Here is a 22,361-nt window from a genome sequence, read left to right on the forward strand (position 1 = left end):
AAAGGATCAAGTTTGAAAATTTGGACAGTTGCGAATCAAAAAGGTGGTGTAGGTAAAACAACTACCACAGTAACTTTAGGTGGCATTCTTGCATCTCAAGGTAAGCGAGTATTACTCATTGATACTGATCCTCATGCATCACTCACCTATTATTTTGGCATTGATTCTGAAGAATTAGAAGTGAGTGTGTACGATGTTTTCTCTCGAAGTAAAGGTATGAATAAAGAAGAGATATTGCAAGCTTTATGTCCTTCAACAATGGAAAATTTAGATATCTTACCTGCAACCATGGCGATAGCAACTTTAGATCGTAGCATGGGTAATAAAAGTGGTATGGGCTTAATTTTAACTAAAGCTTTGGCCAAAATTGCAGATGAATATGATTATGCCATTTTAGACTGCCCTCCTGTATTAGGCGTTTTGATGGTTAATGCGTTGGCGGCAAGTGAAAGAGTTTTGATCCCTGTACAAACAGAGTTTTTAGCTTTAAAAGGTTTAGATCGCATGATGAGAACAATGCAGTTAATGCAAAGCTCACAATCTAAGAAATATCAATATACGATCATTCCTACCATGTATGATAAGCGCACTAAAGCTTCATTAGAGGCGTATAAAACATTACGAGCAACATATAATGAAAAAGTATGGCCAGGGGTGATCCCAATAGATACTAAATTTAGAGATGCCAGCTTAGCGATGAAATCACCGGTAATCTATTGTCCCAAGGCAAGAGGGGTTTATGCATATATGACATTATTAGAACATCTATTAAAGCTCGATAAAAAAACTTGCTCTGAGGCAATCAATGAATAAACCTTTATTTGCTAATGAACAAATAATGAAGCAATACCTTACTGCTCTGTTAACAGAAGATGAGGTATTAAATAAAGCCGTATTACAGCCAGTTGAAAAGCTACTTGAACAAGTTGTTGAACCAAAAAAAGTTCAAGTGACTAAAAAAGTAACTAAACCCGCGGAAATTAAAGTTAAGTCTAAGCAAGATGTTGAAAAAGCACCTACAATCTCTATATTAGTAGATGAAATAAATGAATTACAAAAGCAAGAAAGTATTGCGAGTGTAAAGCAAGAAGCAGAATACCGAACGGGTGAATTTCAGGCCTTGTTTTTCAAAGTTGCTGGACTCACTTTAGCTGTTCCACTAAAGTCTTTAGGCGGTATTCATAAGCTTGAAGAAATAAATAAAGTATTCGCTAAACCAAAGTGGTTTAAAGGTGTCATGTTAAACCGTGGTACTAAATTGAATGTAATTGATACGGCGCAATGGGTTATGCCTGAAAAGTTTAATACAGAACTTGAGGAAAGCTTAAATTATCAATATCTTATAATGCTAGGTGAAACAAGTTGGGGTTTACAGGCTGAAAGTTTAATTAACAATGTTACGTTACAAAGTGATGATGTTAAATGGCGAGAGCAATCAGGAAAACGCCCTTGGTTAGCCGGCTTAATAAAAGAAAAAATGTGTGCTTTGATTGATGTTGATTCATTAACTGAATTACTCGAGCAAGGGTTAGATAGCAGAGAATTTGAAAAATAAATATCACGAATGAAAATAATCGCGTGGGAGCATGAATATGAATGAACAAAGAATTACATCAGTAAATGCAGCAGATGCAAGTGATGATGTCCTACAGTGGGTGACATTTCGACTAGAGAATGAAACTTATGGTATTAATGTAATGCAAGTACAAGAAGTATTACGTTATACAGAAATAGCTCCTGTTCCTGGCGCACCAAGTTACGTACTTGGGATTATAAACTTACGTGGTAATGTAGTAACTGTAATAGATACAAGTACACGTTTTGGTTTATCAGGCTTAGATGTAACTGATGACTCTCGCATTGTTATTATTGAAGCCGAAAAGCAAGTGATTGGTATCTTAGTTGATAGTGTTGCTGAAGTAGTTTATTTAAGACGTTCAGAAATAGATAGTACACCAAACATTGGTACAGAAGAAAGTGCTAAGTTTATTCAGGGCGTATCCAATCGCAATGGTCAATTATTGATTTTAGTTGATTTAGACAAGTTATTAAGTGAAGAAGAATGGAGAGATTTAAATGACTTTTAGTGTTTTTTCTCTAACATTAAGTCAATATTGCATAGGTTGTTAGAGTTGGAAAATATTTTACTAATTTTAACTATTATAAGCTTTGTATTCTCGTTCAGTATTATAGTTTTTTTATTTTTATCGAATAAAAAAGTTAAAATTTTAAATAGTGACTTAGATAAAAGGTTTTCAGATTTAAAGCAGCAAAATACAATTTTACGCAGTGAAATAGATGAGTTACGAGGTGGTCTATTGAATATGGGTAAACGTATTTTGCAACAAGAGAAACTAAGTCAAGAATTATCAGAAAACCAACAAGCGCTGCAATATAGTGATCCGGACTCTAAAATGTATTCTCGCGCAGTCAAGATGGTTGAGCTTGGTGCACAATTAGACGAAGTTATGAAAGAGTGTGAATTGCCAAGAGCTGAAGCAGAATTGTTGCTCTCTTTGCATCAACAAAAATAAAGACACTTGATTGGCTTAGTTACTGCTACTTCCATTACCTCATTCGTTTTGGAAGTAGTGAGCATTTAAGCTTTTATGTTTAAATTACCTGTAAGCCCTTGCCATCCAGGGGGAAACTTCCCTTGCATTACGTATGAAAAAGCGATTAACTCTGCAATAATAATATAAAGTTCTTTTGGGATCTCTTGTCCTAACTCTAATTGTTTTAATGTATCTGCTAGCATTTTATCTTCATGTATTAAAACTCCTTTATCTTTGGCCTGTTCAATAATGTGATCTGCAAAATCACCAAAGCCCTTGATTGTAACGTTAGGAGCTGATTTTCCGTCATAAAGTAAGCCTATTGCAGATTTATTGCCACTATTTTTAACATCACCTTTGTCCATAACTTACACCTTAATATTGATAATTGAATGTGCTTTATAGTTGTTGTTAGTGCGTTCTGAGGTTAACTCAATAGCCATTTTACCAACAGATAGACCATGTTCAATCAGCCTTTGTTTTAGCATTTGAATATAGGGTTGTGCTTTATCTATCAATGATTGATTTAAGCTTGAAAAAGTACAATCTACATTTTTATCCATCAATTGTGCATTGGCTTGTAATTGTCCTAAAGCTTCAAAATTAAAGTTTAATCGTATAAACCAAACATCTTTACCTTCGCCATTTTTTGTGTTTTTTTTGTAATGGCCTAAATCAATTTCAGTTTGTTTTACTGTATCTGGTAATTGCATAGGCAGTAGAAACTGTAAGATGGAGTTAGATAAATTATCAGTTTGATTGTTTACAGATTGACCTTGAATAAGTTGTTGTTGAGATTGTTGCACTGTTTGTTGAATTTGGCCTAGCTCTTGTAATAAAGCGAACCCTGATTTTGTATTTGTTTCTTTTATTACATTCGCGGTTTTTAATTTAAGTCCAGGGAAAATCAGTTGTAATAATTGATCTAACTTTAAAGATTGTTTATTTGCTAAATCCGTATTACTTTGAACATTTTCGCTCACACTATGAGATGTTAGTAAGGTGAGGGCGAGATCTTGCAGTGAGTTATTAAAAGTATTTTCTTTCTCGGTTTTATTTAATAAGTTAGGTTGAACTGATGACAATATTTCTGTGCGTATTTTATCTGCTGAAACATTTGTTTGATTTATCATTCTACTAAAAGCATGGTTTACGAGTTTATTTAAATCGGGAGTTTCAGGGTCACTGTTTATATTTAATATATTTTCTGTTTTTATATGTGCTGTCGAACCAGGATAAGTTTTTGGAACAGTTGTTTGTTTAGTTCCTATATGATGTTCGAACCTTTGATTTGGATTTATTTTTTGTGAGGTTGTTAGCTTGTTAATTAGGTTTAAGTTTATTTGCTTATTACCTTTATGAGGTTCAAGTTCAGGTTTTAGTTCAACCTTCAGTGAACTGACATCTGTTTGCTTAGTAGCTTGCTTTATATCCTTTTTGATTGTTGCGTTTGATTGTTGCTGAGCTTCTAGTAAATTCGGTGTTGCTTTAATTGTTGCTTGTTGAACTTGATGCTTTTGTGTCTGAGTGGGTAAATCTTTTGCTGTTGCATTTATCGCTTTACTCGTTTGAGTCTCTACAACTTGTTTATTTTTGTTTTCACTTATCGGGGAGGCTATTTCGAGTTTTATCTGGCGTGTTTCATTTTGTTTTGCATTTAGCGATAAAGCAGCTTTGAAAGAATTAACTATTTTTTCTAATGGGGCTTTAAAGTTATCACCTTTTGATATTGCTAAGTTAGCAGTGGTTTGATCTTTAGGTTTTTGAATCGTAAGTTTGTTAGACTCATTTATTACTATGTTTTGATGAATACTGTCTTTTGTGTGCTTATTTAAATTTGTGTCAGTATCAGTTTTGACGCCATTATTCATTAATGATGTAAATATACTCTTAGTTAGGTTAAGTGTTATAGGAGGGCTAATAGACTTGATTTGAGTGATATTACCTTGAGTTATTAGCTTTGCATTTTGCCACTTTGGAATACTTTCTGAAATATTGGCGTTTACGACTGCTATATTATTATTTTGCTTAATTTGAGTGTTTGCTGAATTCGTGTTTTTTATCATTAAATCAACGGGCGTTGTTTTTAACCATTGTGTCACCTTTTCAATCGGCACTTTTAGTTCTAATGCCGGTGACGTTGATTTTGGGAGGAATACCTTAGCTGATATCTGTTTGTTTGACTCTTGTAAATTTAGCAAAATATGAGAATTCGAGTTTATTTGATTTGCGATATTAGGTGGTAATTGAATATTTGCTTTAAGAGAAGGAATACTCAGTGTATTTTTAAGGTTTTTATTTAATTTTGCTAGAAGAGATACTTCTTGGTTTGCTTTTAATGTAAAACCTTTATCTATGAAAGTCTCTTTTTGTGCCTTTGGTTGAACAAATAAATTAAGTATTTTTAATATATCTTGAGTACTTAATGGTGATGTTATTTTGTTTGTATTTGCAATTAAAGTTATTTTTGAACCATCACCATTAATAATCAATTTACCGTCATTGAGTTCAATATGTTTATTGTTTATTGAGTCTAAGGCGAGCGATACCTTTTCCCATTTACCATTTATTTGAATCTCTAGTTGTAGTTTTGAACCGCTACTAGATACGTTTTTGACGTCATAGGCGATGTTAGATTTTAGATGTTTAGGTAAAGATGATGCATCATCAGTTATAGAAAACTGCTGTGCAATTGTATTTTTTGAAATTCCTTTAGTATCAGTCATATAAAGTGAGTTACTTATTATGTTTCATTTAACAATTTAAACCTTAAATTTTATTTTATCTTTATAAAAAACCATCATATAAAACTAAATATTGGCATAAATCAATTTTTTGTCGATTTGCACTTAATTCCAGCTAAAGCTTTTACGCTTTGTAATACCATTATGATAGACTACTTCCTAAAGAAAATACCCCTAAAAAGTTTAGGGCTGTTAAGAGTGTTTTTAGTTGTTAAAAGTTGAAAATATAACCTGTATTAGGCAAGACCGCTGTTTGTTTGAGGACTTAAGTTTTGAGTTACCTCAAGGCACAATCATGCAAATTGAAGGTCCTAATGGTGCCGGGAAAACATCATTGTTTCGGATCTTATCAGGATTTACAAGATTAGAGCAGGGCAATCGCTTTTGGTTTGATAAAAATATATCAGAGGATGAAGAAAATTTTTTTTCTGAATTATTATATATAGGTCATAAAACGGGTGTAAATACACAGCTTAATGCGATTGAAAATATTCAATTTTGGCAAGAAACTCACGGTTACGCGCAATCTTCAAAGCAAAATTCGCTAGATGTTTATGAAGTATTAGCTAATTTAGGTTTGGTTGGTTTGGAAGATATTCCCGTTAGAATGCTATCAGCAGGCCAGCAGCGTAGAGTTGCTTTAGCTAGGTTATGGATTTCAGATGCAAAGCTGTGGATGTTGGATGAGCCCTTTACAGCAGTTGATAAAAAAGGGGTTACCTTACTTCAAGAGCAGTTCAAGCTGCAGCTAAATAGAGGTGGCAGTATCTTGTTAACCTCTCATCAAGACCTAACAGAACATTTTGATGATTTAAAAGTATTATCTTTGGAGTACCGTATTTAATGCAAAGACAGTATTCATACCGCCAGTTATTTTTTTCAGTATATAAAAAAGATGTATTACTGGCTTTTAGGCAGCGTTCTGAAATTATAAATCCTTTATTATTTTTCTTGATTGTCATTAGTTTATTTCCATTGGGAATAGGCCCTGAGCCACAGTTATTAGCACGCATGGCCCCTGGCATTATTTGGGTTGCAGCTTTACTGTCAACTATGTTGGGTTTAGACAAAATATTTAGAGACGATTATCAAGATGGTTCGTTAGAGCAGTTATTAATGAGCCCGTATCCTACATCGCTAATTGTTATTGCTAAAATAGCAGCGCATTGGTCGATCACAGGATTACCACTAGTTTTATTATCACCCATGTTTGGTTTATTACTGAATTTGGATTCAAATTCAATGCAGGCAGCGGTAGTGACATTACTTATAGGCACGCCGTTATTAAGTTTAATTGGTGCGATTGGTGCTGGTTTAACTGTTGGTTTACAAAAAGGGGGAATTTTACTCAGTTTATTGGTTTTACCTTTGTATATTCCTGTGCTTATTTTTGCAACGTCGGCAATAGATACCAGTGCAATGTCGCTGGATTATAGTGCTCAACTTGCAATTTTAGGTGCAATGTTAGCTGTAGGTTTGGTTATGGCACCATTTGCTGTTTCATCAGCATTAAAAGTCAGTGTTAGTTAATTTAAATTTTATATTACTGTAGCAAGTCAATATAATGCGTCGTGTTTAAAAAGAGTGTGGATTAGTTATGTGGAAGTGGTTACATCCTTATGCAAAGGCACAAACAGCCTATCGATTGTGCAATACCTTGTTGCCGTATTTCGCGGTTGTTGCTGTGATAAGTTTAGTTGTGGGTTGGGTCTGGGGTTTAGGTTTTGCGCCTGCAGATTATCAACAAAAAGACAGTTATAGAATTATTTTTATACATGTGCCGTCAGCAATTTTATCCATGGGGGCATATTCCTCTATGGCAATCGCTGCGTTTATAGCCTTGGTTTGGCAGTTAAGAAATGCTGAGCTAGCTGTCATTGCAATTGCGCCAGTAGGTGCAGCGATTACGTTAATAGCGTTAATTACAGGCGCTGCATGGGGTAAACCTATGTGGGGCGCTTGGTGGGTGTGGGATGCAAGATTAACATCAGAGTTAATTTTATTATTTTTATATTTAGGTGTTATTTCGCTTTATAACGCTTTTGAAGATAAAGGCAGTGCGGGTCGTGCATCTTGTATACTTGCACTTGTAGGTGCAATAAACTTACCTGTTATTCACTTTTCAGTTGAATGGTGGAATACGCTACATCAAGGCGCCACAATCACTAAGTTTGATGGTGGCGCGATTGATTCGAGCATGTTCTGGCCATTAATGTTAAATATCTTTGCATTTGCTGCTTTTGTAGGTGCTGTTGTATTGATGCGTTTAAAAAATGAAATTTTGTTACGAGAAAAACATCGTCCTTGGGTACGTGATTTAATTAAAAACCAAACTCCCAATGTAGCAAGTCAGGTAGGAGATAAAAATGCAGTTTAATTCATTTTCAGACTTTATAGCCATGGGCGGTTATGGCTTTTATGTTTGGCTATCATTTGGAACATGTGCATTGATTTTAATAGGTATTTTCTTAGATAGTAAACTTAGTCACCAACGTACTTTAAATGCGGTTGCTAAACAGATAGATCGTGAAGCACGTATTAAAAAAGCAAAGCAGGAGTCAAAATAATGAACCCTAGAAGAAAAAAACGCATGATGACACTGCTTGCAGTGGTTTTTGGTTTAGGAACTGCTGTTGGTTTAGTGCTTTACGCACTACAAGGCAATATAAACTTGTTCTATACACCAACTGAATTAATTGAAGGTAAAGGTCCTGAAAAACAAAAACCTTTTGTTGGTCAAAAATTAAGGATTGGTGGCATGGTGCTACCAGGTTCTGTGATAAGAGATCCAAATTCTTTACATGTTGAGTTTAAATTAATGGATAAAGGTCCAATTGTAAAAATACTATATAAAGGTATTTTACCTGACTTATTTAGAGAAGGTCAGGGGATCGTAGCGCAAGGAAACCTTGTAGCACCAGATACAATTGAAGCATTTGAAGTATTGGCTAAGCATGATGAAGAATATATGCCACCAGAAGTTGCTGAAGCTTTAAAAGGCATTAAGCATGAAAAACCTGTTTATAATAATGCCAAAGGAGATTACTAATGATCCCAGAGTTGGGTTATATCTCATTAACCATAGCATTAGGTTTATCTATTTTATTGTGTATCTACCCTTTATGGGGAGCGTATACTAATAACTTAAGGTTAATGCGTGCAGCACCTGCTTTGGCTATTGGCCAATGTGTATTTGTTTTTATTTCTTATGCTGCATTAGTATATGCCAGCCTAACAGATGACTTTACTTTAGTGTACGTGGCTAGCAATTCAAGTAGCTCGTTACCTTGGTATTATAAAATAACTTCTACTTGGGGTGGTCATGAAGGCGCGATGCTTTTATGGGTTGTAATGCAAGCCGGTTGGACTGCATTAGTATCAATTTCATCTAAATCTTTACCTTGGCCATTACGTGCACGTGTATTAAGTGTTTTAGGCTTTTTAGGTGTCGGTTTTATGTTCTATACCTTATTAATGTCTAGCCCATTTGAATCTTTATTACCTTATTACCCTGTTGAAGGTCATGATTTGAATCCGCTTTTACAAGACCCTGGTATGATTATTCATCCACCATTGTTATATATGGGTTATGTGGGGTTATCTGTTTCTTTCTCTTTCGCAATTGCAGCTTTATTGACTGGTAAGCTTGATAATACTTGGGCTAAATGGTCTAGACCTTGGACGATAGCTGCTTGGTTATTCTTAACATTAGGTATTGCATTAGGGAGTTGGTGGGCATACTCAGAGCTAGGCTGGGGCGGCTGGTGGTTTTGGGATCCAGTTGAAAATGCGTCATTGATGCCATGGTTAATTGCAACAGCATTGTTGCATTCACTTGCCGCAACAGAAAAGCGTGGCGTATTTAAATCATGGACTGTTTTATTAGCAATAGCTGGCTTTTCATTTAGTTTATTAGGCACATTTATAGTACGTTCAGGTGTACTTGTATCTGTTCATGCATTTACGACAGATCCAGGGCGAGGCATGTTTATACTTGGATTCTTAGCTATCGTTGTAGGTGGTAGTTTAGCCTTATATGCGATGCGTGCATCTGAAGTAAATAGCGTTGGACGTTATCGATTATTCTCAAGAGAAGTGGCGTTATGGTTTAATAACATCTTGTTATGTGTAGCAACTTTAATTGTTTTATTAGGCACCCTATTACCATTAGTACATAAAGAGCTTGGTATGGGGTCTATTTCAATAGGCGAACCTTTCTTTAATGAAATGTTTAGTTATTTACTGGTTCCTTTTGCGTTTGCTTTGGGTATCGCACCATTATTACGCTGGAAACAAAATAAATTTAATGCATTAAAAAACAAATTACTGCTAATAGGTTTATTAAGTATTGTTATTACGGCAAGTTGGTTGTATTCAAGTTACGATGTTGTGTCATCGATGACATTTATAGCTGTGCTTTTAGCTGTTTGGGTTACCATTTCAACTATCTTCGACGTTGTAGAAAGAGCAACCAAACAAACAAGTTTGATCGTTGGTTTAAAGCAGTTTACCAATAGTTATTGGGCTATGGTAAGTGGTCATTTTGGTTTTGCATGTGTTGTTATGAGTGTTGCATTAACATCGGCTTATTCAGTTGAGCGTGATGTCAGAATGATGCCAGGTGAAACAGTAACATTAAACGAATATGTTTACCGCTTTGATGGTATTAAAGAAATAGTGGGCGCAAACTATACAGGTCATGCTGCTATGGTTAGTATTCATAAAGAAGGCGAAAAAGTTACTAAATTATATGCTGAGAAACGCCGCTATAATGTGGGCATGCAGTTTATGACTGAAGCGGCAATTGATGCTTCTTTAGGCCGTGACTTATATGTTGCATTAGGTGAACAGCTGAGCAATGGCGCTTGGGCGCTTAGGATTTATCATAAGCCTTATATTCGCTGGATGTGGTTAGGTGGTTTGATCATGTCTTTTGCAGGTTTATTAATTTTACTAGATAAACGTTACCGAGGTACTTCAAAGGCTTCACAAACAACAAAAGAGCATAAAGCATCATCTCAATCAGTTACATCTGATGAGGTAAATTCATGAGTGAAGAAACTAAAAACAGCAAACTAATGTTTGCTGTACCTTTAATTATTTTTTTCTTGCTCTGTATTTTCTTATTTAAGGGTTTGTTTTCAAATCCAAGAGAATTACAAACAGGGCGTTTAGGTCAGGAAATGCCAGCATTTAATTTACCTGACTTAATGCAAGATAATAAAAACTGGTCTGAAAAAGATTTATTAGGAAAAGTCTATTTAATTAATGTGTGGGGCACTTGGTGTCCGACATGTTTAGTAGAATTACCTTACCTTACAAAATTACGTGAACGCGGTGTTGAAATCATCGGTCTTTATTTAGAGCAAGGTTATGATCCTGATTTTGATGGTGAGTTTAATATCCAAGCATTAAGAGATGAAGTATCTCAAATGCTTGCCCGTACCGGTAACCCATATCAATACAATATATTTGATTTAAACCGCAGTTTAGCTTTTGATTTAGGTGTGTCTGGCGCACCTGAAACATTTTTAGTTGATAGTAAAGGGGTTATTTTACTACATCATACTGGCGACTTAAATGAGCGTACATGGCGTGCTAAATTCGCTCCTAAGTTTACTGAATTAAAAGAGGTTAAGTTGTAATAATGAAATATTTCCTTTTTATCGTATTAATGGGTTTCTCTGCATTGACTTTTGCAGTTGAAGAGGCTCAAACCTTTAAAAATGCGCAGCAAGCGCAACTTTTCAAAGAGTTAAGCTTAGAGCTCAGATGTCCTAAGTGTCAAAATCAAAACATCGCAGATTCGAATGCTGTTGTAGCTAAGGATTTACGCGATAAAGTGATTGAATTAGTAAAATTAGATAAATCAAAAGATTTTATTGTTGAATATATGATTGATAGGTATGGATACTTTGTACATTACAAGCCTCCAGTAACTGCATCAACTTTAGTTTTATGGGTTGTACCAATTTTATTTGTACTGTTTGGTTTTGGCTCGGTTATATTCCGTCAAAAAAAATCAGCGGTTGAGCAAAAATGGTCTGACAAAGATGAGGCTCAATTAACGAAACTTATTTCTAAATATCAAGCTAGTTCAGCTCAAGTGAAACAGGAGTCAGGTCAATGATATTACTTTGGTCTTTTATGGTTTTATTAGCAATATTAGGTGCGATATTTGTTGTTATTCCATTTATTCGAAAATCAGTAAGTGAACCTATTCCAGAGAAAGGAAGTGGTGAGAATGCACAGCGGATTGATATTTATCATCAGCGTCTAGCTGAGCTTGATGATGATGTTAAAATTTCAAAAATCAGTGCTGATGATTTTAATTCTGCTGTAATAGAGCTAAAAAAAGGTTTGTTAAGTGAGCTTTCTCCTGAAAAGAATTTAAATGTTAAAGGTAATAACGTAACTTTACTATTAGCTGGCAGTTTATTTTTAATCAGTTTTACCTGTATATTTTATTATGCAACAGGCAATCATAATCAGTTTAACCAATGGCAAAAAGCACAGGTAGCACTACCTGAATTAGGTAAGCGTGCCATGATGCAGCAAGGTGAACCTTTAACTGCCAATGAGTTGCAACAATTTGCTTTAGCACTTAGAACTAAAATTGCTAAGCAAGGTGAAGATGAAATGGCTTGGATGTTGCTTGGGCAAGTAAGTATGTCACTAGGTGACTATAAATCTGCAATGCAAGCTTTTGATAAAACATTAAACTTGAACCCTCATAATGTCACTGTTCTATTAAGCTATACCCAATTGCTGCTAATAAGCGGTGAGCCTGATTATAATCGTGCAGGAAAAATGCTTACGACTATTTTATCAGTAGAGCCTTCAAACTTTGATGCTATTTCTTTATTAGGTTTAATTGCATATGAACGAGGTGATTTACTAGAAGCTAAAGCGGCATTTGATATGTTACTTGGCTCTATGAGCAAAGATGATGAGCGTTATGCCATGATAAAATCTCGTGTAGAAGAATTGACTGGAAAGTTAAATTCAATGCCTACTCAGCATCCAGTCGTTGATAATACGCAAGTAAATATACCTGTTGAAAAATCATCTAACAAAATTGAACAAAGTTCTTCTGGACAAAGTAATGCGATTAAAGTGAAAATTGCACTTGCAGCAAACTTAGTGGATAAAATTCCTAATAACGCGACTTTATTTGTATTTGCAAAAGCGGTATCAGGACCTAGAATGCCATTAGCTGTTGTGAAACAGAGCCAATTTAGATTTCCATTAGAAGTCACTTTATCTGAAGAAAATGCGATGGTTGAAGCGTTATCACTAGCACAGTTTGAGCAGGTTATAGTGACTGTAAGAGTATCTGTTGATGAAAATGTAATGTCTGCAGCAGGCGAGCTTCAAGGCCAAAGCGGTACAATTGAAGTAAAAAATTCACCAGAGGTAACTGTCCTAATTGATCAGTTACTGTAATAAGGAATGTTAATGTTTAAAAATGCAGTGATCTTTTTAATATTATTCTCATTAATAGGCTGTGCACAAGTGCCTGTTGAGAAGCAAGATGAAAAAGATCCACTACAAACAATAAACCGTCCGCTATATGATTTTAATATGGATGTTTTAGATGCATATATTTTAAGGCCTGCAGCTGTGGGTTATGTTGCTATTACCCCGCAGCCGGTACGTAGAGGTTTGGTTAACTTAACAGAAAATATAGGCGAGCCAGTTGACAGTATCAATGCTGCTTTACAAGGCAAACCTGGTAATGCAGGTATTAGTGTTGCAAGATTCTTAGTGAACTCGACTGTTGGTCTATTTGGTCTTTTTGACGTAGCATCTGAAATAGGTTTATCACAGGTTGATGAAGATTTCGGACAAACCTTAGGTGTATGGGGCGCTGATGATGGAGCATATTTAATGTTACCAGCTTATGGACCAAGTACGGCCCGAAATATTACAGGAGATGTAGTTGATGGGTTTGCTATACCTTCTATCGCATTGAGTTTACCACAAGCAATATTACGGTATACGATTCAAGGGTTAGAGGCTAGAGCGTCTCTATTTCCTCAAGAGGCATTACTTAACGAATCTTTAGACCCGTATATTTTTGTTAAAGAGATATATCTTCAAAGACAATTATTTGAGCTTTATGATGGAAATCCTCCTTTAGAGGAAGATGATGAAGAGTTTGATGAGGACTTTTTAGAAGAGCTAGAATAAAGTAATCTTCAATATTTTACTCGTTACTTAATTATTGAGGTTGTATTCAATAAAAAAGCTGGAATTAACAATTCCAGCTTTTTTATTATTTTTACTTAATTAAGGCCTATTTAGACATGGCATCCATTTGTGTATTAGCCCAATGAACAGCATCATGATAAGAGTCTGGTATTGTTTTTATATCAATGCTAAGTTGCTCTGAAATCACTTTCGCTTCTTCCCAATCAGCAAGTTCATAATGCTCAACTAAAGATAAATAATCGGCAATTAACCCTTCTTTTTTCAATATAGCATCTTTAATTTCAATTGATAGCGGTAGTTTCTCTAAAATTTCAGCCATATCTTGATCTAATATGCCATCAATTAATGAAAACATACCCGCTAGGAAGGCCATCGGTGTGTCTTTCATTTTACCATGCTTAATTGCTAGGCATTCAGCAAAACGCGCTCTTGTAAGTGATAGACGCATTAACTCAGGTGGTTTTGTTGAAGCAACTTGTGCTGTAAATAAAACAGATAAAAACTTTTTCAGTTCAGCTAACCCTAATACAACTAAAGCTTGTTTGATGGTACTGATTTCTGCTCTACGCTTAAATGCCGCTGAATTGGTATAACGTAATAGTTTATAAGCTAAGTTAACATCTCTTTGAAATACTTCTGATATCTTTTTTAAATCCATTTCAGATTTTGATGTTTCATATAAAAGTTCAGCTAAAGTAATTTGTGATGGCGCTAAATTTTTGCTTTGAATAACCTCAGGCTTAGAAAAGAAATAACCTTGAAAGTACTCAAACCCCATATCCATCGCTGCTTGAAACTGCTCATGAGTTTCGACTTTCTCGGCTAAAAACTTAATATTTTTATATGGTGCGACATCTTTAATAACTTGTTTTATTTCATCCATTCCCATTTCTAAAAAATCAATTTTTATGATGTCTATATAAGGATAAAAATGCTTCCAAACAGGATTGTGAATGTAATCGTCTAATGCAAGTGTATAACCTAATTCTTTAAGCTCTTTTACAATAGCAAGTAATCGCTTACCGGGTTGTACTGTTTCTAGGATCTCAACTACGACTTGTTCTTTATTTAACATAGTCGCATAGCGTTTTTGCAGTGTATCAAGGGTGAAGTTGATAAATGCAGGTTTATCACCTGTCATATCAGCTAATCCAAGTTGACTGCCTTCTATTAATTTTGTAGTTGCTTCATTTTCGTCGATATTAGGAAAGACATTATCTAAGCTATCGCGAAATAATAATTCATAAGCAAAAAGCTTTTTTTCGCGATCTAGTATTGGTTGTCGTGCTGCGTAAAAATACATAAATAATGAACCTGTAACCCAAATATATTAATTATTGTTCTGCTACCTTGAATATATTGTAAATGGGATGTTTTTTCATTATTTATTTTCAATTATCTGAGACTATTGTGTAGTTATCGCATCCATATTTTCATTTGGGTGTAGCGTGATATAGTAATGAATTATCAAATAATGGTACTGTACGTAACTATTACACATATACCCAAGTCACTTCAGAATATGAGTTGCAGGATTGAATTTTAGAGGTGTTTTGGGTATGAAAATCTCATTTTGGAGGTCCGCTTGGAGTTTGGAACGCTTATTTCATTAGCGATATATTTTATCGTTATGCTTGGCATAGGTTTATATGCTTATAAAAAATCAACCAGTGATGTATCAGGCTATATGTTAGGGGGCAGAAGTTTAAGCCCGAGCGTAGCTGCTTTATCTGCGGGTGCGTCAGATATGAGCGGTTGGATGCTAATGGGTTTACCTGGTGCAATGTATATTTCTGGTATTAGCAGCTTATGGATTGGTATTGGTCTTGTAATTGGTGCATTTTTAAATTACTTGATCGTCGCGCCAAGATTACGTACTTATACCGAAATAGCGAATGACTCTATTACGTTACCAGATTTCTTTGAGAATCGTTTTGAAGATAAATCTCATATGTTACGCCTAGTATCATCTGTTGTGATCATTGTATTTTTTACCTTATATACATCTTCGGGTATTGTTGCTGGGGGTAAATTATTTGAATCGTCATTTGGCATGGATTATGAGCTAGGCTTATATGTTACAGCTGGCGTAGTTGTTGCCTATACATTATTTGGTGGTTTCTTAGCGGTTAGCCTTACAGATTTTGTTCAAGGCTGTATTATGTTTGTTGCTTTAATTTTAGTGCCATTTGTTGCCATCAACGAAGTTGGCGGAATAAGTGAAATGCATGAATCTATTACAACTATTAATCCTGAGTTGTTAAATATGTTTAATGGTGTGAGCTTGTTAGGTATTATTTCGGCTATGGCTTGGGGTTTAGGTTACTTTGGTCAACCGCATATTATTGTTAGATTTATGGCGATCCGTTCCGTGAAAGATGTGCCAGTAGCAAGACGTATCGGCATGAGCTGGATGATAGTATCGTTAATTGGCGCTATGGCAACAGGCTTTGCTGGTATTGCTTATGTTGCGTCAACGGGCATTCAATTAGATGATCCAGAAACAATATTTATTTTACTATCTCAGATATTATTTCACCCATTAATAGCGGGTTTCTTATTGGCTGCAATATTAGCGGCAATTATGAGTACCATATCATCTCAATTATTAGTGACTTCAAGCTCTTTAACTGGTGACTTTTATCAAGTATTTCTAAATAAAGATGCAACAGATAAACAGTTAGTTTTAGTTGGCCGTATTTCGGTATTTTTAGTCGCTTTAGTTGCGATATTTTTAGCATACGATAGAGATAGCTCTATTCTTACATTAGTTAGTAACGCATGGGCTGGTTTTGGTGCTGCGTTTGGTCCTGTTGTGATATTGAGCCTTTACTGGAATAAAATGAATCGCAATGGTGCTTTAGCTGGTATGGTTGTAGGTGCTGCAACAGTATTGTTCTGGATATATGCGCCAATCACAATCAATGGTCAATCTTTAAGTGCAACTATGTATGAGCTAGTACCTGGCTTTATTTTATGTACTTTGACTATCATCATTGTAAGTAAGTTTTCAGGCGAGCCGCAGCAGTCAGTTAGTAATAAATTTGATGAGATGCTTAAAGAACATTAAATTTGCTGAGTAACTTTAATTAAGGTCACTGCGTGGCGTAATTTTTAAGTATAAAAAAAGCATATTCAAACTTTGAATATGCTTTTTTCTTTATGACTGCCACACAATGGCTTTTAATAGAACTGTGAAGTGGGGCTATTATGCTTTGTCTTCAATACCAACAATCAACCAAGGTGAATCAGCTTGCGTAAGGTTTCTTTCTAAGTGCCAAACCTCATCAATTACTTGCTCATCTGCTTGCTCAGTTAAATCGCGGTACTTACCTGTAAACTTAACACTGACTTCCCAAAGTACAGGGCTAGTATTTGCTCTAGCTAATTCACAATCTACAAACATAACTTGTGTTTCAACGGTTTCAACATCTTTTCTTTCAGCAGTTAATTCATTAAACAATTCAATCGAAACATATTCTTGAATTGTTTCTAAATTGTTTTCATTCCATGCTTTTTGAAGTGTATGGTAATGATCATTCGCACCTTTTAAGAAACCAGTTACATCAAAGCCTTGTGGTAAATTAAATGGCACAGAGTCAGCTTGTTTAGTCGAGCTTGTTGAAAATGGTGTTACATTTTCTCTTTGTTGTTGATCAGGGAAGTGAGCATTTTGTTGACCGGCATAAGCAGATTGTGTTTGCGCTTTTTTCTGCATAAAGTTTTTAAATAATTTGAATAATACAAATGCAACCAATGCCATTAATAGCATATCCATGATTTGCATGCCCTCAAAGTCACCGCCCATCATAGCTGCAATCAAACCACCTGCAAGTAATCCACCAAATATACCAGCCATTAAGCCTTTCTTACTTGATGGCTTCTTAGTTGTGGCTTTCTGCTGAGTTGTTGTATCTTGCTGTTTGGCTTGAGTTGTTTCTTGTGTTTTACCTTTACTACGGCTACCAAACTTCTTACGAGCTTCAGAGTCAAAGCTGGTTCCTAGCATTAAAGTAAAAAGTGTAAAGATTATAAATAGTTTTTTCATAACTGACCTGTTTAAAAATAATTCGGCACCGATTGTAGAGTTTAAAGGCTGCTTGTCAATGTGTTATGAGAAATAAGTAGTGTCTTGTTTTTATGAGTAAAAATAATGTAATTCAAATATAAATTTAACTTAAATTAGGGGGGAAGGGGAGGAAACTTCCCCCTGTAAATTCAGGGGAAAGAGGGGATAATAAAATTATTAAATTAAGCTTCCCAGATAATATTATCAGCAACTTGTTTTTGATATTTCTTTAAGTCTTGACCATTTTCACCAAGCATAATTAAACTGGCTTCTTGAGTTTGATAAATTTGACCATTAAAGCGCTCATTGTTAAATTGAGATTGCGCATCATAGCCATTTTTACTTGGCACGATGAATAAAGTAACTGGGCCTTGAGCTGTTTGAAAAACTAGGTGCAAGCTTTTCTGTCCATCGAAATCACAAAAAGTTGAATAACTTACTTCACCCGGTAAGCTCGATACAGAACCTCCAAAGGAAGCAAGTTGCGTATTAATTTGCTCTAATTGATATCTTCTATCTGTCGGCTTTAATGAGTTTAGCTCATGATTGACATGGGCTAATGCATGTTGACCAATGTCTAAAGGAGCTTGTTTCATTGTAAAGCTAATTAAAATACTACAACAAAATGCAACTGATGCAGCGATTGCTAAATGCACTCTGCGCTTTTTCTTATCAACTCTATGTGTTTCTATAGCTTGGTTTAAAATAAGCTTATCAGCTAAATTCTTTGGCACTGGAATATTCAGTGCGTCAGTAATATCTTTATCAAGTTGTTTGATATCATTTAAAAATTTATTTCGATCAGCATCTTCTTTGGCGAATGCTTCAATAAGAGGATCATTTTCATTCGGCTCAGCGTAGAGACGTCGGCGAAATTCGAGTTCATCCATCTTATTTTACTCCTCTTTGTATTGTGTCTGTTTGGGTTAAAGAATCTTTTAATTGATTACGCGCTCTAAATAAACGCGTCATTACAGTGTTTTTATTGAGTTCTAAAATTTCACTAATCTCTTCACCGGAGCACCCCATTACAATTTGTAATAATAAAGGTTCTCTATACTCGTCAGGTAATTTCATTATTTGGCGCTGTAAATTTGTTTGTTCCATATTTTGTTCAAGAGAATCAGTGGTGGTATCCATTAATGTATCTTGTTCAACATCAGAGTAATCAAATTGTTTCCGCTCAAATCGTCTGGCATTTTCACGTCTTAATATTGTGATCAACCATGACTTCGCTGCTTTTTGATCTAGCAGTGAATCCAGTGAGCGCCATGCGCGTAAGAATGTTTCTTGTAATACGTCTTCTGCAACACTAGGGTCTCGACATAACCAACATGCAAACCGATATAATTCGCTGTGGTATGTTTTTACTAATGCCTCGTAACGCTTTTGTTTATCAGCCATATCTATAATGACCTGACGTTCAGACTTTTTATTTCCAAACATTTTTATTTTTCTTATATTTTTTTGATGACACATTATCTGTAGTGATGTCGGGAAAGTACAGGATATATGAACAAGATTTATTATTTTTTACATTATTCAATAAATAGTCGGTTTAATGCTAATAAAATTGTGTTTTTTTTGCTAAAATTCCCGCCTTATAATTTAAGGCAGGCATTATGGAGCAATTGGATGTTTGAAGTGAACCCTGTGATGAATCAAATCAAGGATATTCGCGAAAGAACCGATATGCTTAGGGGGTACCTTTGACTACCCTCTAAGAAAAGAGCGGTTAGAAGAAGTGAATGCCGAACTTGAAGATTCTGCAGTATGGAATGAACCTGAGCGTGCGCAAGCGCTAGGTAAAGAAAAATCGTCACTAGAAGCTATCGTAGAAACAATAGATGTGCTTGATGCAGGGGTTGAAGATGTTGAAGGCTTAGTTGAATTAGCTGTTGAAGCCGAAGATGAAGATACTTTCGATGAAGCACAATCAGAAGCCAATGCTTTGATTGTGCAATTAGAAAAGCTAGAATTTCGTCGTATGTTCTCTGGTGCGCAAGATGAAAATAACGCATATTTAGATTTACAATCAGGATCAGGCGGCACAGAAGCCCAAGACTGGTGTGAAATGTTGCTTCGTATGTATTTACGTTGGGCTGAAGCGAAAGGCTTTAAAGCACAAGTGATTGAAGTAACACCTGGTGATGTTGCAGGTATTAAAGGCGCAACAATTCAAGTGACAGGCGAATACGCTTATGGTTGGTTACGTACAGAAACAGGCGTACACCGTTTAGTACGAAAAAGCCCATTTGATTCAAGTGGTCGTCGCCATACGTCATTTGCTTCTGCGTTTATTTATCCAGAAATTGATGACAATATAGAAATTGATATCAATCCTGCTGAATTACGTATTGATGTATACCGAGCATCAGGTGCCGGTGGTCAGCACGTAAATACCACAGAATCAGCGGTACGTATTACTCACGTACCAACAAATACTGTTGTGCAATGTCAAAATGAACGTTCACAGCATAAAAATAAAGCTCACGCAATGAAACAACTTAAAGCTAAGTTGTTTGAGTTAGAGTTACAAAAGCAAAATTCTGAAAAGCAATCTCAGGAGGATGCAAAATCTGATATTGGTTGGGGTAGTCAAATTAGATCTTATGTACTTGATGATTCTCGTATTAAAGATTTACGTACGGGAATTGAAAACCGTAATACTCAAGCTGTACTAGATGGTGACTTAGATAGATTTATTGAAGCAAGCCTTAAATCAGGTTTGTAATTAATATAACGAATAGATAACAGAATCGATAAAGAGTTGAAAATGACAGATCAAATTCAAGATGAAAATAAGCTAATTGCAGAACGTAGAGGCAAATTAGACGCAATCCGTGAAAACTGCCCTGCAAATGGTCACCCTAACCAGTTTAATCGTGAACATTATACTTTAGACTTACAAGCTGAGTTTGGCGAAAAGTCAAAAGAAGAATTAGTAGAGTTAAATCAGGTAGTATCAATTGCTGGCCGTATTTTAGCTAAACGTGGTCCTTTTTATGTTGTACAAGACATGAAAGGCCGAATTCAAGCATATGCAGCAAAACCAGTACAAAAAGACTTAAAAGAAAAGTATGGCCAATTAGATATCGGTGACATTATCGGTGTAACTGGTGCGTTAAATAAATCAGGTAAAGGTGATTTATATGTTGATATGGCTGAGTACCAGTTATTAACTAAATCATTACGTCCATTACCTGAGAAATTTCATGGTCTATCTGATCAAGAAACTAAATACCGCCAACGTTATGTTGATTTGATCACTAATGAAGATACGCGTAATACATTCCGTATCCGTTCTAAAGTTGTTGAAGGTATTCGTCGTTTCTTAGCTGACCGTGACTTCATGGAAGTTGAAACGCCAATGCTACAAACCATCCCTGGTGGTGCAACGGCTCGTCCATTTGAAACGCATCATAATGCGTTAGATATCGATATGTATTTGCGTATCGCACCAGAACTTTACCTTAAGCGTTTAGTTGTTGGTGGTTTTGAGCGTGTATTCGAAATCAACCGTAACTTCAGAAATGAAGGTTTATCTACGCGTCATAACCCAGAATTCACTATGATTGAATTCTACCAAGCATATGCTGACTACAATGACTTAATGAACTTAACGGAAGATATGTTACGTACAGTTGCAACTGATGTACTTGGTTCACCTATCGTAATTAATACGACGAAAGATGAAGCGGGTGAAGTTGTAGATTCAGTTGAGTATGATTTTGGAAAACCATTTACTCGAATCACTATGGCTGATGCAATCTTAAAGTATAACCCAGACTTTAAAGCGGAAGTATTCCAAGATCCTGAAAATCATTTTGAAGAGTTAAAAGCATACGCTAAACAAGTACATGTTCGTATACCTGAAAAATGTGTTTGGGGTCCAGGCAAGTTCTTATGTGAGATCTTTGAAGAAACTGCTGAGCACAAATTAATACAGCCTACTTTTATTACTGCTTATCCATGGGAAGTATCACCATTAGCACGTCGTAATGATGATAATGCATTTGTAACAGATAGATTTGAATTTTTTGTTGGTGGTCGTGAATTAGCGAATGGTTTCTCTGAGCTAAATGATGCATCTGATCAAGCAGAACGTTTCTCTCGTCAAGTTGAAGAAAAAGATGCCGGTGATGATGAAGCGATGCATTTCGATGAAGATTACATCCGTGCATTAGAATATGGTTTACCACCTACTGCGGGTGAAGGCATTGGTATAGATCGCTTAGTAATGCTATTTACTGATTCATCAACAATTAAAGATGTTATTTTATTCCCGCATATGCGACCAGAAGTAGAATAATAGACTCTTAAGTCATCCTTTTTAAAAAACGCCGCATTAGCGGCGTTTTTTATTCGAATTAAAAGATGATAAATATTTGAAATATTGTTTTGATTTTAAGCTAATTAAACATAAAATAAACAATGGTGTGTAAAGACTGAGCATACAGTGAAATTCCTTATAAAAAGGTTTGACTTATTTTTCGAAGTCTTTATTATACGCCCAACAAGACGGAGAGGTGGCCGAGTGGCCGAAGGCGCTCCCCTGCTAAGGGAGTATAGGGTTTGTAGCTCTATCGAGGGTTCGAATCCCTCCTTCTCCGCCATTTATTTTATATTTGGTTCTTGTTAATGTGATTATGAAGCGGGTGCATAGCTCAGCTGGATAGAGTACTCGGCTACGAACCGAGCGGTCGGAGGTTCGAATCCTCCTGCGCCCACCACTTCATAACATCAAATTTAAGATGTAAAAATAAATAAACAGTAATT

The 22,361-nt window shown here is 35.5% G+C and carries 23 protein-coding genes and 2 tRNA genes; 19 read left to right on the forward strand and 6 right to left on the reverse strand.

What is annotated here, in order from left to right; translation table 11 throughout:
- Positions 1–12 precede the first annotated feature (12 nt).
- The 4 genes from KO527_RS06755 to KO527_RS06770 are packed head-to-tail and all read left to right on the forward strand — an operon-like array spanning position 13 to position 2,534.
- Positions 13–813 (forward strand): ParA family protein, encoded by an 801-nt coding sequence (locus KO527_RS06755; RefSeq protein WP_216039579.1) that lies wholly within the window; start codon positions 13–15, stop codon positions 811–813.
- Entirely contained in the window at positions 806–1,555 is a 750-nt protein-coding gene (locus tag KO527_RS06760) for a chemotaxis protein CheW (RefSeq protein WP_216039580.1), read from the forward strand. Before KO527_RS06755 ends, KO527_RS06760 begins: the two co-directional genes overlap by 8 nt.
- A 37-nt stretch (positions 1,556–1,592) precedes the next feature.
- Entirely contained in the window at positions 1,593–2,087 is a 495-nt protein-coding gene (locus KO527_RS06765; protein ID WP_216039581.1) for a chemotaxis protein CheW, read from the forward strand.
- A 45-nt stretch (positions 2,088–2,132) separates the two neighbouring features.
- Positions 2,133–2,534 carry a DUF2802 domain-containing protein gene (locus KO527_RS06770; RefSeq protein WP_252733497.1) on the forward strand — a complete coding sequence of 134 codons (402 nt, stop codon included), beginning with the start codon at positions 2,133–2,135 and terminating at the stop codon, positions 2,532–2,534.
- Positions 2,535–2,599: 65 nt separating this feature from the next.
- Here the strand turns inward: KO527_RS06770 and KO527_RS06775 are convergent, their stop codons facing one another.
- Both KO527_RS06775 and KO527_RS06780 read right to left on the reverse strand, forming a co-directional pair.
- Positions 2,600–2,920, reverse strand: coding sequence for an EscU/YscU/HrcU family type III secretion system export apparatus switch protein (locus tag KO527_RS06775; RefSeq protein WP_216039582.1), 321 nt, complete (start codon positions 2,918–2,920; stop codon positions 2,600–2,602).
- Between the two features lie 3 nt (positions 2,921–2,923).
- Positions 2,924–5,281, reverse strand: a complete 2,358-nt coding sequence (locus tag KO527_RS06780; RefSeq protein ID WP_216039583.1) for a flagellar hook-length control protein FliK — start codon at positions 5,279–5,281, stop codon at positions 2,924–2,926.
- A gap of 226 nt (positions 5,282–5,507) precedes the next feature.
- On the opposite strand from KO527_RS06780, the gene ccmA reads away from it, so the two are divergent.
- The 10 genes from ccmA to KO527_RS06830 all read left to right on the forward strand — a co-directional run bounded on the left by ccmA (position 5,508) and on the right by KO527_RS06830 (position 13,492).
- Positions 5,508–6,143: a cytochrome c biogenesis heme-transporting ATPase CcmA gene (gene ccmA / locus KO527_RS06785; RefSeq protein ID WP_216039584.1), complete on the forward strand. Its 636-nt coding sequence runs from the start codon at positions 5,508–5,510 to the stop codon at positions 6,141–6,143.
- Positions 6,143–6,829 carry a heme exporter protein CcmB gene (gene ccmB, locus KO527_RS06790; protein ID WP_216039585.1) on the forward strand — a complete coding sequence of 229 codons (687 nt, stop codon included), beginning with the start codon at positions 6,143–6,145 and terminating at the stop codon, positions 6,827–6,829. Before ccmA ends, ccmB begins: the two co-directional genes overlap by 1 nt.
- Before the next feature lie 67 nt (positions 6,830–6,896).
- Positions 6,897–7,676 carry a heme ABC transporter permease gene (locus KO527_RS06795; RefSeq protein WP_216039586.1) on the forward strand — a complete coding sequence of 260 codons (780 nt, stop codon included), beginning with the start codon at positions 6,897–6,899 and terminating at the stop codon, positions 7,674–7,676.
- A complete protein-coding gene (gene ccmD, locus KO527_RS06800) occupies positions 7,666–7,866 on the forward strand; it encodes a heme exporter protein CcmD (RefSeq protein ID WP_216039587.1) in 201 nt (66 codons plus the stop codon). The genes KO527_RS06795 and ccmD overlap by 11 nt, the downstream gene beginning before the upstream one ends.
- Entirely contained in the window at positions 7,866–8,348 is a 483-nt protein-coding gene (gene ccmE, locus KO527_RS06805; RefSeq protein ID WP_216039588.1) for a cytochrome c maturation protein CcmE, read from the forward strand. Before ccmD ends, ccmE begins: the two co-directional genes overlap by 1 nt.
- Positions 8,348–10,351 carry a heme lyase CcmF/NrfE family subunit gene (locus KO527_RS06810; protein WP_216039589.1) on the forward strand — a complete coding sequence of 668 codons (2,004 nt, stop codon included), beginning with the start codon at positions 8,348–8,350 and terminating at the stop codon, positions 10,349–10,351. The genes ccmE and KO527_RS06810 overlap by 1 nt, the downstream gene beginning before the upstream one ends.
- Positions 10,348–10,944 carry a redoxin family protein gene (locus KO527_RS06815; RefSeq protein ID WP_252733499.1) on the forward strand — a complete coding sequence of 199 codons (597 nt, stop codon included), beginning with the start codon at positions 10,348–10,350 and terminating at the stop codon, positions 10,942–10,944. The genes KO527_RS06810 and KO527_RS06815 overlap by 4 nt, the downstream gene beginning before the upstream one ends.
- A 2-nt stretch (positions 10,945–10,946) precedes the next feature.
- Positions 10,947–11,429 carry a cytochrome c-type biogenesis protein gene (locus KO527_RS06820; protein ID WP_042142886.1) on the forward strand — a complete coding sequence of 161 codons (483 nt, stop codon included), beginning with the start codon at positions 10,947–10,949 and terminating at the stop codon, positions 11,427–11,429.
- Positions 11,426–12,745, forward strand: a complete 1,320-nt coding sequence (gene ccmI / locus KO527_RS06825; protein ID WP_216039590.1) for a c-type cytochrome biogenesis protein CcmI — start codon at positions 11,426–11,428, stop codon at positions 12,743–12,745. The genes KO527_RS06820 and ccmI overlap by 4 nt, the downstream gene beginning before the upstream one ends.
- A gap of 12 nt (positions 12,746–12,757) precedes the next feature.
- Positions 12,758–13,492, forward strand: a complete 735-nt coding sequence (locus KO527_RS06830; protein ID WP_216039591.1) for a VacJ family lipoprotein — start codon at positions 12,758–12,760, stop codon at positions 13,490–13,492.
- 106 nt (positions 13,493–13,598) lie between these two features.
- Here KO527_RS06830 and KO527_RS06835 read toward each other — a convergent pair whose 3' ends face one another.
- Positions 13,599–14,816, reverse strand: coding sequence for an HDOD domain-containing protein (locus KO527_RS06835; RefSeq protein ID WP_216039592.1), 1,218 nt, complete (start codon positions 14,814–14,816; stop codon positions 13,599–13,601).
- A gap of 282 nt (positions 14,817–15,098) precedes the next feature.
- Here KO527_RS06835 and putP point away from each other — a divergent pair, with 282 nt between their 5' ends.
- Positions 15,099–16,583 (forward strand): sodium/proline symporter PutP, encoded by a 1,485-nt coding sequence (putP, locus tag KO527_RS06840; protein WP_216039593.1) that lies wholly within the window; start codon positions 15,099–15,101, stop codon positions 16,581–16,583.
- A 138-nt stretch (positions 16,584–16,721) separates the two neighbouring features.
- On the opposite strand, the gene KO527_RS06845 is transcribed toward putP, so the two are convergent.
- The 3 genes from KO527_RS06845 to KO527_RS06855 all read right to left on the reverse strand — a co-directional run bounded on the left by KO527_RS06845 (position 16,722) and on the right by KO527_RS06855 (position 19,028).
- Positions 16,722–17,561: a TIM44-like domain-containing protein gene (locus KO527_RS06845; protein ID WP_216039594.1), complete on the reverse strand. Its 840-nt coding sequence runs from the start codon at positions 17,559–17,561 to the stop codon at positions 16,722–16,724.
- Between the two features lie 203 nt (positions 17,562–17,764).
- Positions 17,765–18,472 carry a DUF3379 family protein gene (locus KO527_RS06850; protein WP_216039595.1) on the reverse strand — a complete coding sequence of 236 codons (708 nt, stop codon included), beginning with the start codon at positions 18,470–18,472 and terminating at the stop codon, positions 17,765–17,767.
- Position 18,473: 1 nt separating this feature from the next.
- Complete coding sequence (locus KO527_RS06855; RefSeq protein WP_216039596.1) at positions 18,474–19,028, reverse strand: sigma-70 family RNA polymerase sigma factor; 555 nt, start codon at positions 19,026–19,028, stop codon at positions 18,474–18,476.
- A 189-nt stretch (positions 19,029–19,217) separates the two neighbouring features.
- Between KO527_RS06855 and prfB the strand changes: the two genes are divergently transcribed.
- The 4 genes from prfB to KO527_RS06875 all read left to right on the forward strand — a co-directional run bounded on the left by prfB (position 19,218) and on the right by KO527_RS06875 (position 22,315).
- A protein-coding gene (gene prfB, locus KO527_RS06860) for a peptide chain release factor 2 (RefSeq protein ID WP_216039597.1) occupies positions 19,218–20,316 on the forward strand; the annotation gives its coding sequence in 2 pieces (ribosomal slippage) (positions 19,218–19,292 and positions 19,294–20,316; 1,098 coding nt in all).
- A 42-nt stretch (positions 20,317–20,358) separates the two neighbouring features.
- Positions 20,359–21,894, forward strand: coding sequence for a lysine--tRNA ligase (gene lysS, locus KO527_RS06865; protein ID WP_216039598.1), 1,536 nt, complete (start codon positions 20,359–20,361; stop codon positions 21,892–21,894).
- A 211-nt stretch (positions 21,895–22,105) separates the two neighbouring features.
- A tRNA-Ser gene (locus KO527_RS06870) sits at positions 22,106–22,198 on the forward strand.
- Between the two features lie 40 nt (positions 22,199–22,238).
- Positions 22,239–22,315, forward strand: a tRNA-Arg gene (locus KO527_RS06875).
- Positions 22,316–22,361: the final 46 nt, after the last annotated feature.

It is taken from the genome of Pseudoalteromonas sp. C2R02 (assembly GCF_018860845.1).
GTDB lineage: Bacteria > Pseudomonadota > Gammaproteobacteria > Enterobacterales > Alteromonadaceae > Pseudoalteromonas.

Coding starts and splice junctions, on each gene's coding strand:
- KO527_RS06760 (WP_216039580.1), top strand. CDS start 806: ATGAATAAACCTTTATTTGCTAATGAACAAATAATGAAGCAATACCTT.
- KO527_RS06765 (WP_216039581.1), top strand. CDS start 1,593: ATGAATGAACAAAGAATTACATCAGTAAATGCAGCAGATGCAAGTGAT.
- KO527_RS06775 (WP_216039582.1), bottom strand. CDS start 2,920: ATGGACAAAGGTGATGTTAAAAATAGTGGCAATAAATCTGCAATAGGC.
- KO527_RS06780 (WP_216039583.1), bottom strand. CDS start 5,281: ATGACTGATACTAAAGGAATTTCAAAAAATACAATTGCACAGCAGTTT.
- ccmB (WP_216039585.1), top strand. CDS start 6,143: ATGCAAAGACAGTATTCATACCGCCAGTTATTTTTTTCAGTATATAAA.
- KO527_RS06795 (WP_216039586.1), top strand. CDS start 6,897: ATGTGGAAGTGGTTACATCCTTATGCAAAGGCACAAACAGCCTATCGA.
- ccmD (WP_216039587.1), top strand. CDS start 7,666: ATGCAGTTTAATTCATTTTCAGACTTTATAGCCATGGGCGGTTATGGC.
- ccmE (WP_216039588.1), top strand. CDS start 7,866: ATGAACCCTAGAAGAAAAAAACGCATGATGACACTGCTTGCAGTGGTT.
- KO527_RS06810 (WP_216039589.1), top strand. CDS start 8,348: ATGATCCCAGAGTTGGGTTATATCTCATTAACCATAGCATTAGGTTTA.
- KO527_RS06815 (WP_252733499.1), top strand. CDS start 10,348: ATGAGTGAAGAAACTAAAAACAGCAAACTAATGTTTGCTGTACCTTTA.
- KO527_RS06820 (WP_042142886.1), top strand. CDS start 10,947: ATGAAATATTTCCTTTTTATCGTATTAATGGGTTTCTCTGCATTGACT.
- ccmI (WP_216039590.1), top strand. CDS start 11,426: ATGATATTACTTTGGTCTTTTATGGTTTTATTAGCAATATTAGGTGCG.
- KO527_RS06830 (WP_216039591.1), top strand. CDS start 12,758: ATGTTTAAAAATGCAGTGATCTTTTTAATATTATTCTCATTAATAGGC.
- KO527_RS06835 (WP_216039592.1), bottom strand. CDS start 14,816: ATGTATTTTTACGCAGCACGACAACCAATACTAGATCGCGAAAAAAAG.
- KO527_RS06845 (WP_216039594.1), bottom strand. CDS start 17,561: ATGAAAAAACTATTTATAATCTTTACACTTTTTACTTTAATGCTAGGA.
- KO527_RS06850 (WP_216039595.1), bottom strand. CDS start 18,472: ATGGATGAACTCGAATTTCGCCGACGTCTCTACGCTGAGCCGAATGAA.
- KO527_RS06855 (WP_216039596.1), bottom strand. CDS start 19,028: ATGTTTGGAAATAAAAAGTCTGAACGTCAGGTCATTATAGATATGGCT.
- lysS (WP_216039598.1), top strand. CDS start 20,359: ATGACAGATCAAATTCAAGATGAAAATAAGCTAATTGCAGAACGTAGA.